Here is an 11,046-nt window from a genome sequence, read left to right as displayed (position 1 = left end):
GCGGGTGCGGCGGGGGCCGGTGGTCCCGTGACGGGATGCCGGACGATCTCGGGCGCGGCGGTCCCGCCACTTTGCGCGGTCCGGGACGCCGCCCCTCCGGTCGTGCGATTTCCCGTCGTCGTGGGTCCTACGGCCTGGGTTCGAGCGTTCTGTGTTCCGGCAGCCTGGGTTCGGGCCGCGTCGCGCTTGGCCTTTGACGCCTTGCTCGGCGCTGGTGCCTGCACGGCGGGCCGACGGCGCTCGGACTCGGCCGACGAGATGACGGCCGTATCACCGGCCGACGCGCCCGCACCGGCCGCGGGAAGCGGGGCCGTGACGCCGTCGGCGGCGACCTTGCCACCTGGACGGGCGTCGAGAACCGTGTCGGACAGGCGTGCCCGCACATGTCGCAGCTCGTCGAGGAACTCCTGTGCGTCGGCCGGCCGCTCCTGCGGATCCTTGGCCGCGGCCTGACTGATCAGGGTTTCGAGCGACGGCGGCGCGCCCGCCATCACTGACGACAGCGGCGGAACCCCGCGATGGACGTGCTGAAAGATCACATTGGGGATCGACTTGCCGTCGAAGGCCTTCTGCCCGGTGAGCATCTCGAAGAGGACGAGCGCCGCGGCATACACATCGGATCGGGGGGTTACGTCGGTGTGCTCCAGCTGCTCGGGGGAGATGTAGGAGAGGGTGCCGAGCACCTCGCTCGTCGCCGAGGTCGCGGTCTGGCTGGTCACCGCGCGGGCGAGCCCGAAGTCGGCGACCTTGACGAGGCCGTCCTCGCGGACGATGACGTTCTCGGGCTTGACGTCGCGGTGCATCAGGCCGGCGGAGTGCGCGGCGGCGAGCGCGGCGAGCACCGGCTCCATGATGTCGAGCGCGGCGCGCGGGGTGAGCGAACCGTTGGCGTCGAGGACCTGGCGCAGGGTCTGGCCGGGGACATACTCCATCACCAGGAAGACGTGACCCTGGTCTTCGCCCTGGTCGAAGACGCCGACGATATTGGCCTGGGAGAGTCGTGCCGACGTGCGCGCCTCGCGACGGAACCGCTCGACGAAGGCCGGGTCGGCGGCGAGGTGCTCGCGCATGACTTTGAGGGCCACTTCGCGATCGAGCCGCATGTCGAGACCGCGATACACGCTGGCCATTCCGCCCCGGGCGACGCGTTCGAGAACGCGATAGCGGCCGTCGAGGACGGTGCCGATCAGGGGATCGGTGGGCTCGACGGTCACCCGCGAAGTTTACGGGCCCGGGTTGGGTGGGATGAAGCGGACACCCCGAGGCGGGATCAGACCCGCGTCATGAAGTAGTTGACGTTGGCGACGTACTGCCGGGTGTCGGAGTACCAACCGCGCTCCTGCACCGAGCCGAGGCCCTGGTAGTAGGCCGCAATGACCTCGTCTCGGTCCTTGGCCATCGCCGTCAACTGGCGAATGATGACCACGCCCGCCGTCACATTGTCGTGGGCATCGCGCAGGTTGAGCGTGCGCCCGATCAGGCTGCCGGCCCACTCGCCGGACTGCGGCATGACCTGCATCGCGCCGACCGCGCCGACGCTGGAGGTGACACCCTGCTGCCAGCCCGACTCCTGCCAGCCAATGGCAAGCGCGAGGCGGGGGTCCACCCCATACGCACTGGCAGTGGCCGAGATCAGGTCACGGATCTCGCTGCGGCTGGGCATCGTGTCTGCCCACTCCGAGGAGCCGGGAGCCGCGCCGGTGGTCGTGGTTGTGCCCGAGGTCGTGCTGCCCGAGTCGCCGCGGTCGGTGCGTGTGGGGATCGTCAGCCGCTGACCGATCTGCAGGAAGCTGCTGGGGGAGATGCCGCTCGCCTTGGCGATCGCGGCCACGGTGCTGCCGGTGCTGGCCGCGATCCCGGACAGGGTGTCGCCGGACTGGACCGTGTAGCTGCCGGTCGTCGAGGCGGGGCGCTTCGGCGTGGTGCCGGCGCCGGGGATGGTCAGACTCTGGCCGACATGGATGAAGTCGTAAGTCGTGATGCCATTGGTGGCCGCGATTGCCGAGACGCTGCTGCCCGTCGCCGCGGCGATGCCCGAGAGCGTGTCGCCGGCGCCACCGTGTAGGTCGAGCCGGAGGTGGTGGGGGCGGTGGCCGTTGTCCCAGAGGTGCCGCTCGGGATCGAGAGGACCGCGCCCGGAAGGATGAGCGAGGGGTCGGACAGTCCGTTGGCGGCGGCGATGGCCGAGACCGTCGTGCCATAGCGCTGCGCGATGTCGAAGACCGTCTCGCCGTCGACGACCGTATGCCGCTGCGTCTCGGCCGCATGCAACGCCGACGTCACGTCGATGGTCGGAAGGGCAGCGGGCAGGGACACGAAAAGCAAGGGCACCATGATGGCGGGGTGGTCCTTTCCAGGGCCGACGGGGGACGTCAGGCAAACAACGGTGTGGCGTGTTGCTGCCGAGGATAGTCGACTGTATGCCAGTGTGTCTGCCGTGGATGAAGTGAACGATGTGGTACAAGACTGGCTCACGGTCCCGGACATCGCGAAGAAGCTGGGGATCTCTGTCGTCGCCGTGCGGCGGCTGATCGAGGACCGTGAACTGATCGCGGTTCGTCGCGGCGAGCGCAATGTCTTGTCCGTCCCGGCCGACTTCGTGGACGGCGCCGGGCCGGTGCCGGCGCTGAAGGGCACCTTCAGCGTGCTGGCCGACGGGGGATTCTCCGACGAGGAGATCATCGACTGGCTGTATGCCGCAGACCCGTCCTGGCCGGGTGGGGCCACAACCGCGATGGGCTCGATCCAGGCTGGTTTCAAGACCGAGGTGCGGCGCCGGGCGATGGAAGAGCTTTAGGGCGGCAGAGCAGCCCTGCCGCCGATCGGGTCGGCGCGGATCGGGCCGACGAGAAACAGGTTGGTTCCGATCAGGCGGTGCCGATCAGGATGGTGCGGATCAGGCGGTGCGGGCGGTGCTGGTGTCGATGAGTTCCTCCAAGGCGCCTGCGGCGGCGAGATCGATGTGCGCCTCGCCGAGCGCGGCCCGCGCCGCCGCCGCGTGCCGGGCAATGCGCGACTCGACCGCCGCGACGGCGCCGCTGGATTGGATGAGCGTCCGCAGTCGCTCCACGTCATCCTCGGTCAGGTCGGTTCGGCCCAGCGCTGACTCGACGTCGGTTCGGTCAGTGGGGGCTAGGCCCGCCAGGGTGTGGGCTAGCAAGATGGTGCGCTTGCCTTCGCGGAGGTCGTCGCCGGCGGGCTTGCCGGTCACCTCCGGGTCGCCGAAGACGCCGAGCAGATCGTCACGCAATTGGAATCCCAGGCCGAGGTCCAGGCCATAGCGGGCGAGGGCATCCCGGGAGGCCGCGTCCACTCCGCCGGCATCGGCGCCGATCAGCAACGGGTGCTGGATGGAGTACTTGGCGGACTTGTAAGTCATCATCCGCTCCGCCCCGGCGATGCGCGCCGCGGCGTCGAGACGAGACCACGGGCGGACCGAGTCCACGACATCGAGATATTGCCCGGCCATCAGTTGGGCGCGCATGAGATCGAAGCAACCCCGCGCCCGGTCGAGGGTTTCCCCGGGGAGGCCGCACTCGTCATACGCCTGATCCGCCCAGCCCAGGGAGAGGTTGCCGGCGAGGATCGCCCCGGCGACGCCGAACCGAAGGCTGTCGCCCTCCCAGCCCCGGTCTTGGTGCCGGGCCTCGAGGGTGCGGTGCGCGGTGGGGAAGCCGCGTCGGGTATCGCTGGCGTCGATCACGTCGTCGTGCAGCAGCGCGGCGCCCTGGATGAACTCCATGGACGCGGCCAGCGCGACCGCCTCCGCGCAGTCCGGCCGACCCCCCGCGCGGTAGCCGACATAGAGGAAGATCGGCCGCAGTCGCTTGCCCCCGCTCATCAGGCGGCCGATGACCTCCAATAGGTCGCCCGCCTCCGGCTGCAGTGGCTCCAGATCCGCAGCCCCCCGCGCCAACTGTGCCTCGACCGCCGCGTCGACCCGTGCGCGAAGGTCGGCCAGGTCGATCGAGGGCATGGGGATCCTTCCGTGAGCCGCCAGCCGGCGGGCGGCCGGCAGCGCCCTCACCCTAACCCCGGCACCCTTGGCGTTTTCCCGCCCAATCCCAGTACCCGGCGCTTTGGGAGGCTTTCTGGCTGTGGGTTTGCCATGCGAAGCGCTGGAAAGCCAGCCGAACCTCTCGCACCGGTTAGCGACGCGAGGCGCAGGAGGCGATGCCCAGCCAGGTATGCCGATTGCCCGCCCAGCACCAGCCCACCTTCGGCGCGCCCTTCATCGCGGCGCCGTCACGGCCGGTGCCGCCGCTGATCCAGATCCCCGGGGTTCGGGCATCCAGGCCGCCGGTCGGCTTCTTCAGGCGCGAACCGGGAGTCATGAAGCAGTAGTTCGGCTCGAGCAGCTCCGGTCGCTGCAGCAGCCAGCAGATGCCCTCGGACACCGTCATCGGCGACCGGCCCCGGGCAGCTAGCTGCGGCGCAACCTCATGGGGACTTTGGTCGCGATACTCATCACCGCGTTGCGGGTCGCGGATCACATAGAGCGGCGCGTCGGGCACCTCGACTCCCGCCGCCGGAGCGAAGGCGTCCAGGTCCGTCATGTCCACGACCACGAATCCGGCCTTGTTGTCACGCGCGAGCAGTGGAGTCAGCGCGCTGGGCGCCACCAGCTTCGGATGTATGACGAGTGCGTCGCCCTCCGCGAGGCGCAGCTCCACGGCCAGCGCACGAAAGTCCTTGTCTCCCAAGCCGGCCAGGCGTGGTAAGCCCAAGGCGACGAGTCGATCGAGCTGGTGGGCGAGCGGCATACGTCTCCCGGAGTTCAGGGTCAGGGGGTTGTGTGGCTCAACTGCCGCGGCGGCGCGGGTGTTCCGAAACCGAGTCAGTGGGTCCAGCGCGGATCGCGGCCGGACATGGCGACCAGGCGATCGAGCGCCGGGGCATCCGCGGGCACCTCGACGCGCGGCGCGAAGGCCTTGCCCTCGCCTTGGAAGTCCGGGGTCAGCATCTGGTCGGCGAAGGCGATGGAGGCTTCAAGCGGACCCTCGGCGGGCGACCACTGCTGGCCGGTGGCGGAGGCGATATCCCAGCCGTGCACCTGGTATTCCCACAGCACCATGCTCAACGCCATGGCCCCGGGCATCGCCATACCGCCGGCGAGGGCAAGGTCTCGCTCGGCGCCCCCATCGGCGATCCCGGCGACGAGCTGGTCTGCGGCAGAGCGCAATTGGGCACCGCCACTGCCGTCGACCGTCACGGCGTCGGCGTCCGGCGCCTGCCCGTTCGGATCGGCGAAACCGGCGCCGAAGGCGGTCGCCCACCCGACGATGTGGCCTCGGAGGTCGGCGACCGTGAACTCTGCGCAGGGCGTCGGCCGGTCAGCTGCCTCTGCCGGGATGGCGTCGAGCACGTCCGCGAGGGAACGCAAGACGTCGCGGGTCTGCTCGGCAGTGGCTCGGGGGTCGGTGGTCGGGGAGTCGTGTGTCATGTCCTCGACCGTATGTTGCCCGCCTGCACCCGGGCTTGAAGATTCGCGACATCTTCGCCGAACCCGCCGGCGTCCCGTTCGTAGGCTTCTCCCCGTGAGCGAGCCACCCGACCCGTCCGAGGACACGCGCGCGATCCTGCATCCGGCTCGGATGGCGGAATACGTTCGGCTGGAACGCTTTCCGGTGCCGACCGCCACGGACGGGATCTTCGACTGGGCTTGGTCGGTCTCCTGGAATCTCCCGCCGGGTGAGCGCCTCGCGCAGGACGTGCTCTCACTGCCCGCGGTCAATCTGAGCGTCGGCAATGGGCCGCCGCCCGGCCGCACCCCGCCGCCCGGCCCGTATGCCGTCCTCCCGCGCGTTGTCGGTGTCGCCCGCCGCCGCACCACCCGCGTCCTAAGAGGCTCAGGCTGGAATGTCGCCATCAAGACAACCGTCGGCGGCTTCGGGGCACTGTCACCGGCGCCGGTCTCGCGATGGACCAACAAGGAAGTCCCGATGGGCACCGTCCTGGCACTCGACGGCAGCGCGCTCGCGGAGCGAATGGCGGCGGCGACGAGTGGTGGTGACCGCGCGGACATACTCCTGCAGGCGGTGGAACCCCTTGTGGCACAAGCCGACCCAGCCAGGATGCGGGCCGCGCGCGAGGTAACCGCTATTGCCGAGGCCGCCGAACGACAGCCGCAGCTGCGGCTCGCGGGGGAGTAGGCGGCATACGCCGGCCTGAGCGTGCGCACCCTGCAGCGGCTCTTCGCGGAGTATGCCGGGATCTCGCCCGCCTGGATGCTGCGCCGGCTGCGGCTGATCGAGGCCGCCGAGCGAGTCGCGCGCGGCGAGGAGGTGCGGTGGGCGGAGGTGGCGGCCGAGCTGGGCTATAGCGACCAGGCGCATCTGAGTCGCGACTTCACCGCCGCTATCGGGTCAACCCCGACGGCGTATGCCGCCGCGCAGCGCCCCACTGGGACGAGTCCGCTCACCTGACGACGACGCTTGTCTTCCCGTTGCTAGCCGTCACCGAGTTCGACGCCGGCGCCCGCGACATGGGCTTCCTCGCCGCGGCGACCTGGCTGCCGTGGCTGCTCATCCGTCTCCCGGCCGAGGTGTGGATCGATCGCGGCGACGCCCGCCGGATCATGATCAGGGCCGATCTGTGGTCAGCGGCGGTCACGGCGAGCGTTCCGGTCGCGTGGGCTTTCGGTCATCTCACCCTGGCGCACGTCTTCGCCGCAGCGCTCGGCGTTGGTTTCGGCTCCGTCTTCTTCCGCACGGCCTACGCCTCCCTGGTGCCGCAGGTCGTGGCGAAAGACGATCTGGAACAAGCGAATTCGCGACTGGTGGGCACGGAATCGGCGATGCAGATCGCCGGCCCCGGCGTGGGTGGCGCTCTCGTCGCGCTGGTCGGGGCGGCATACACCGTGGTGCTCGACTCAATCTCCTTCCTCGTCTCGGCCATGTGCCTGGCCCGGATGCGTCCGGGTGCCATGTCGCGTCCCACGCCGCCGGCTCGCGAGCCGATGCTCACCTCGGCAGCGTCGGCGGGCTGATCGGTGCCAGCATCGCGCGCCGGACGTCCACACGCCTCGATCAGGGGCCGGCGATGGTTGCGCTGCAGATCATCGGTGGCCCTGCGGCCCTGCTCATCGCCGCCGCGCAGCCGGGCCTGCTCGTCCTGCTCGTGCCGCTTGGCGAAGTTCTCGTCGGGATCGGTGTCGTCGGTGCCAATGTGCTGCGAGGCGCCTTCCGGATGCGTTATGTCCCAGGCGAACTCATGGCGCGAGTCGTCTCGGCAAGTGCACTAGTCAATCTCGGGACGATGCCCCTCGGCGGTCTCGCGGCGGCCTGGCTCGGTGAGCAGTTCGGCGTGCGCAGCGCGATCGCGCTGCTCGCCGCGCTGCACGCGCTGGCGTCGCTGTCGGTCCTGATCGGGCCCTATCGACCGGGCCGTCCGCTTCCGGATGCGCCGATGCCGGTGCGCTGACTCACCACGCCACTCAGGGCGTGACGGCCGAGGCCGTTCCGTCGGTCATGGCCAGCAGGTCGGCGTATGACGTGCGGAAGACCGCGTGCGAGTGCCCGCCCGCGGCCCACACCTGGTCGAACTGCTCCAGGTAGGTGTCCACCACCGTCCGCAGCGGCGTCGGGTGACCTACCGGCGCGACCCCGCCGATCGCCATACCCGTGTGAGTGCGGACGAAGTCCGGGTCGGCCCGATCGAGGCTGACCAGCCCGAGCGCCTGCGCAAGATAGGTCGTGTCGACTCGGTGCCCACCCGAGGCCATGACGAGCACGGGTGAGACTGAGCCGTCGGCGTCAATGCCCTTGAAAATCAACGAATTCGCGATCTCGGTCGGGGTGATCCCGAGGGCATCGGCCGCCGCCTGAGCGGTCTTGACGGCATCGGGCAGCACCCGGAAGTCCGGGTCGAAACCACGGTCGGTCAGGGCGGCGCGCACGGCCGAGACGGCCGGGTGGGAAGTCAGGTCGGGGCTCACCCCGCGACTGTATGCCGTGCGCTCGCCTGGTGGGCCCGACTCCGCGCAGCTTGGGGTCGTGGGGCACTTTGCTGTCGTCCCAGCGACAGCAAAGTTCCCCACGACCAAGCTTGATCCGGCATCACCGGGTGTATTGGGTCAGGGCGTTGAGGACGGAGTCGCTGACGGTGGAGGGTCCGCCCATGACGACGATGCGGGAGGGACGTAGTCGGGTGAGTTCGGTGGCGATGCTGCTGGGGATGGCGTTGGTGTCGACCAGCAGGACCGGGCCCCGGTTCATCCCGGCGACGGGGGCCCCAGACAGGGCGTCGGGGAAGACGCGTCCGGAGGCGATGTAGGCAGTCGTGACGCCCGGGCTGTACGACGCCGCGGAGATGGCCGCGGACGCGGAGAACCGGTCCGCCCCATACCACCGCGTCACGCTCGAGGCGTAACCGCGCAAGGCAGTGAGGACGGAGTCGCTGACGGTGGAGGGTCCGCCCATGACGACGATGCGGGAGGGACGTAGTCGGGTGAGTTCGGTGGCGATGCTGCTGGGGATGGCGTTGGTGTCGACCAGCAGGACCGGGCCCCGGTTCATCCCGGCGACGGGGGCCCCAGACAGGGCGTCGGGGAAGACGCGTCCGGAGGCGATGTAGGCAGTCGTGACGCCCGGGCTGTACGACGCCGCGGAGATGGCCGCGGACGCGGAGAACCGGTCCGCCCCATACCACCGCGTCACAGTCGAGTTAGTACGGCATGACTGCCCCGCTACGCGAACACACATTGTGTAAGTACCGGAGTCATTGCTGCTGTAGGGGGAAACCTTGACGAAGTAGTCCTGAGATAGTGAGACGTCGAAGGAGAGGTCGCATTGGCCATCCCAGCAGTGCGTGTCGGTCACATACTGTCTGGCGGAGTCATAGATTCTGACATCCATGTTGGTCGATGACGTCACGGTCACCGCGTACGTAGAGCCACCCGAGAGCCGTAGGTGGTAGTAGTCATAATCCGAGCTCGAGGCGATACCGGAGGCAGGTACGGCGAGACTCGAACTCAGCGACACGCCGACCTCAGCGGGCGCCGACAGATAGGTCGAGCCGTTCGGCTCACGGTCAGAGCTCCACGTCAAGCCTTGGTCATATTGCGGTAGGACGCGAACCTGATAGGTCCCTGCGTGACCCGAGTAGTCAGGAGTCAAGCGCGCGAAGTACGTTCCCGGAATCGAAATAGCGACGGAAGCTTGTCGATTGACATTCGCCGAACCGGCGTCTTCGTTTTCAAGGAAGTTGCCCGACGCGTCATACACATCAATGCTCGCGGGTGCGGCCGTCGTGGCCACGTCGAATGCCTGCACGGTGTAAACCCCGGCGCGCGGAGCGGTGAAGCGGATGTAATCGACGTCGTCACTGTCAACGAGCGTCGCACTTGTGACGGCGAATGACCGACTCTTCGCGTTCGCGACGCCAAGGGCCACTTCTGGCGCAAGGGCCCTGGCCCCGTCAGGCTCGGATTCGGCATCCCAGGTCAATCCGTGACCAGCCTCGGGCAGGACGCGCAACTTATAGGTGCCGATTTGCGATGAACTCTCGCCCTCGACCCTGATGTAGTAGGTCCCCGCAATTGAGATGGAAGTCGAGATCTGCGACGCGACATTGTTGGAACCGTCTGTATCACTGGCGATCCACTGGCCACTAGAACTGTAGAGGGTGGTGGAGATCCCGGAGCTCAGGGACGAGGCCACGTCATACGCCTGGATGGTGTAGTTCCCCGGGGACACCGTGAACTTGAACCAGTCCGTGTCATTGCTGGGATTGATCGTCGCACCGGTGTCGCCGATGTTATTGACGGCGATCGTATTTGCCGTGGCGAGGGTGTCATTCGGTTCGCCTTCGGCAAAGGCTGATGGGGCGAGCGCCGTTGCGGCACTGCCGAGGGCCAGAATCGCCGCGAGGAGTAGCGAGGCGCGTCGTCGGATCATCATCAGGAACCACCAGTGGTCGCGGGTCTGGACAGGTCCCATGCTTGCCGCATGGATCGGCGCGAGTCATGTCCTCCATACCAAGGACGACAGCGCGTGAGCCTCGGGCGGAACCCGTCTCGTTAAAGTGCCTGCTGTGGGAGGGATGTCGACGACGCGGCTGGACCCGGCGCGGGTGCACCAGACGGTGGAGCGGCTGGCCGAGCGCATCCACGCGCGCTTCCCCGAGCGGGGCTTGAACCGGGTCGCGGCCGAGTTGGCCCAGATCTCCGCGGACGTCGGCTCCTCCGGCCCCGGCCTGCGCCGCCGACTCCTCGCCACGTCGTGGTTTGCCCGGATCGTCGGGGCCATTGTCATGATCGCCACGGCCGTCCTGCTCGTCGTGACGATCCGCGATGCGATCCAGCATGGGCCGGACCAGTCCTTCGAGTGGGTCCCACTGATCGAGTCGCTGATCAACGACCTCGTCTTTGCGGGCATCGCGCTCTTCTTCCTCATGGCCCTACCCGAGCGCATCCAGCGACGCGAACTCCTTGCCACCCTGCATCGCCTGCGCTCGCTCGCGCACATCGTCGACATGCACCAACTCACCAAGGATCCCGAGCGACTCCGGCCGGACTTTGTCCGGACCACTAAGTCCGCTGAGCCTGGCCTGGATCGGGATGAGCTGGAGCATTATCTCGACTACTGCTCCGAGTTACTCAGCCTCATCGGCAAGGTCGCAGCGCTCTGCGCCGAGGAGTCCGAGGATGCCGTTGTCCTCGACACGATCACCGGCATCGAGACGATGACCACGGATATGGCCGGCAAAATCTGGCAGAAGATTTCGCTGCTACCCGACTGAGGCCCTCGCATCGCCTGCACGACGAGCAGGCGAGGGGCAACGAAGCGCGGGCCCCGGCATACTGCCGAAGCCCGCGATCGAGGGTGGGGATCAGGGAAGGATCACTTGCCCTGACGGTAGGTCGCCCACATCGACTGCGCCCGGGAGATCTGCCCGGCGCTGAAGGTGTTCATGCAGGCATCGTCGGTGTAGTCCATGAAGTTGGTGATCGGGTCCTTGCCGGCCGAGCGCGTGCATGAGTCGCGGCCGGTCGGGCAGCCATAAGCCGCGGACTTCTCGGCGGGGGTGTCGGCGACATAGTCGCCC

Annotated in this window: 13 protein-coding genes and 2 pseudogenes; 6 read left to right on the top strand and 9 right to left on the bottom strand. The window is 68.4% G+C overall.

Annotated elements, in window-relative coordinates; translation table 11 throughout:
* The 3 genes from BN13_RS14005 to BN13_RS20410 all read right to left on the bottom strand — a co-directional run.
* A partial coding sequence (locus BN13_RS14005; protein WP_235434056.1) for a protein kinase domain-containing protein occupies positions 1-1,214 on the bottom strand: 1,214 nt, incomplete at its 3' end.
* Positions 1,215-1,270: 56 nt separating this feature from the next.
* Positions 1,271-1,831 carry a lytic transglycosylase domain-containing protein gene (locus BN13_RS20415; RefSeq protein WP_048547846.1) on the bottom strand — a complete coding sequence of 187 codons (561 nt, stop codon included), beginning with the start codon at positions 1,829-1,831 and terminating at the stop codon, positions 1,271-1,273.
* Positions 1,832-1,941: 110 nt separating this feature from the next.
* Positions 1,942-2,325 carry a LysM peptidoglycan-binding domain-containing protein gene (locus tag BN13_RS20410; RefSeq protein WP_407667872.1) on the bottom strand — a complete coding sequence of 128 codons (384 nt, stop codon included), beginning with the start codon at positions 2,323-2,325 and terminating at the stop codon, positions 1,942-1,944.
* A gap of 121 nt (positions 2,326-2,446) precedes the next feature.
* On the opposite strand from BN13_RS20410, the gene BN13_RS13990 reads away from it, so the two are divergent.
* Positions 2,447-2,797: an Rv2175c family DNA-binding protein gene (locus tag BN13_RS13990; protein ID WP_235434055.1), complete on the top strand. Its 351-nt coding sequence runs from the start codon at positions 2,447-2,449 to the stop codon at positions 2,795-2,797.
* Positions 2,798-2,896: 99 nt separating this feature from the next.
* Here BN13_RS13990 and BN13_RS13985 read toward each other — a convergent pair whose 3' ends face one another.
* The 3 genes from BN13_RS13985 to BN13_RS13975 form a co-directional block, all read right to left on the bottom strand.
* Complete coding sequence (locus BN13_RS13985; RefSeq protein WP_048547842.1) at positions 2,897-3,976, bottom strand: polyprenyl synthetase family protein; 1,080 nt, start codon at positions 3,974-3,976, stop codon at positions 2,897-2,899.
* 172 nt (positions 3,977-4,148) lie between these two features.
* Complete coding sequence (locus tag BN13_RS13980) at positions 4,149-4,763, bottom strand: DUF5701 family protein (protein ID WP_053079799.1); 615 nt, start codon at positions 4,761-4,763, stop codon at positions 4,149-4,151.
* A 74-nt stretch (positions 4,764-4,837) separates the two neighbouring features.
* Entirely contained in the window at positions 4,838-5,443 is a 606-nt protein-coding gene (locus tag BN13_RS13975; protein ID WP_048547839.1) for a TIGR03086 family metal-binding protein, read from the bottom strand.
* A gap of 94 nt (positions 5,444-5,537) precedes the next feature.
* Here BN13_RS13975 and BN13_RS13970 point away from each other — a divergent pair, with 94 nt between their 5' ends.
* The 4 genes and pseudogenes from BN13_RS13970 (at position 5,538) to BN13_RS13955 (ending at position 7,422) form a co-directional block, all read left to right on the top strand.
* The gene (locus tag BN13_RS13970; protein WP_048547837.1) at positions 5,538-6,152 is read left to right on the top strand and encodes a DUF6597 domain-containing transcriptional factor; all 615 of its coding nucleotides are present in this window, start codon (positions 5,538-5,540) and stop codon (positions 6,150-6,152) included.
* 12 nt (positions 6,153-6,164) lie between these two features.
* Positions 6,165-6,425, top strand: a pseudogene (locus BN13_RS13965) (helix-turn-helix domain-containing protein); the annotation flags it as partial.
* Complete coding sequence (locus tag BN13_RS13960; RefSeq protein WP_084733772.1) at positions 6,422-6,988, top strand: MFS transporter; 567 nt, start codon at positions 6,422-6,424, stop codon at positions 6,986-6,988. The pseudogene BN13_RS13965 and the gene BN13_RS13960, both read left to right, overlap by 4 nt.
* A 53-nt stretch (positions 6,989-7,041) precedes the next feature.
* The gene (locus tag BN13_RS13955; RefSeq protein WP_048547828.1) at positions 7,042-7,422 is read left to right on the top strand and encodes a hypothetical protein; all 381 of its coding nucleotides are present in this window, start codon (positions 7,042-7,044) and stop codon (positions 7,420-7,422) included.
* A gap of 13 nt (positions 7,423-7,435) precedes the next feature.
* Here the strand turns inward: BN13_RS13955 and BN13_RS13950 are convergent, their stop codons facing one another.
* Together BN13_RS13950 and BN13_RS13945 are read right to left on the bottom strand one after the other, a co-directional pair.
* Positions 7,436-7,936 carry a YbaK/EbsC family protein gene (locus BN13_RS13950; protein ID WP_053079798.1) on the bottom strand — a complete coding sequence of 167 codons (501 nt, stop codon included), beginning with the start codon at positions 7,934-7,936 and terminating at the stop codon, positions 7,436-7,438.
* A 121-nt stretch (positions 7,937-8,057) separates the two neighbouring features.
* Positions 8,058-9,938, bottom strand: a complete 1,881-nt coding sequence (locus BN13_RS13945; protein ID WP_048547826.1) for a cell wall-binding repeat-containing protein — start codon at positions 9,936-9,938, stop codon at positions 8,058-8,060.
* A 103-nt stretch (positions 9,939-10,041) separates the two neighbouring features.
* Between BN13_RS13945 and BN13_RS13940 the strand changes: the two genes are divergently transcribed.
* Positions 10,042-10,740: a hypothetical protein gene (locus BN13_RS13940; protein ID WP_048547824.1), complete on the top strand. Its 699-nt coding sequence runs from the start codon at positions 10,042-10,044 to the stop codon at positions 10,738-10,740.
* A gap of 101 nt (positions 10,741-10,841) precedes the next feature.
* Here BN13_RS13940 and BN13_RS13935 read toward each other — a convergent pair.
* Positions 10,842-11,046 (bottom strand): annotated as a pseudogene (locus BN13_RS13935) (zinc metalloprotease); the annotation flags it as partial.

Origin of the sequence: Nostocoides jenkinsii Ben 74 (genome assembly GCF_001046875.1) — a bacterium.
Lineage (GTDB): Bacteria > Actinomycetota > Actinomycetes > Actinomycetales > Dermatophilaceae > Nostocoides_A > Nostocoides_A jenkinsii.
Note: the sequence above shows the minus strand (reverse complement) of the source record. Positions and strands in the feature narration are given on the sequence as shown.

Bases quoted from the DNA above. Each gene is read 5' to 3' on its own strand.
- BN13_RS13945 (WP_048547826.1), bottom strand. From the start codon at position 9,938: ATGGGACCTGTCCAGACCCGCGACCACTGGTGGTTCCTGATGATGATC.
- BN13_RS13980 (WP_053079799.1), bottom strand. From the start codon at position 4,763: ATGCCGCTCGCCCACCAGCTCGATCGACTCGTCGCCTTGGGCTTACCA.
- BN13_RS13955 (WP_048547828.1), top strand. From the start codon at position 7,042: ATGGTTGCGCTGCAGATCATCGGTGGCCCTGCGGCCCTGCTCATCGCC.
- BN13_RS13975 (WP_048547839.1), bottom strand. From the start codon at position 5,443: ATGACACACGACTCCCCGACCACCGACCCCCGAGCCACTGCCGAGCAG.
- BN13_RS13985 (WP_048547842.1), bottom strand. From the start codon at position 3,976: ATGCCCTCGATCGACCTGGCCGACCTTCGCGCACGGGTCGACGCGGCG.
- BN13_RS13940 (WP_048547824.1), top strand. From the start codon at position 10,042: ATGTCGACGACGCGGCTGGACCCGGCGCGGGTGCACCAGACGGTGGAG.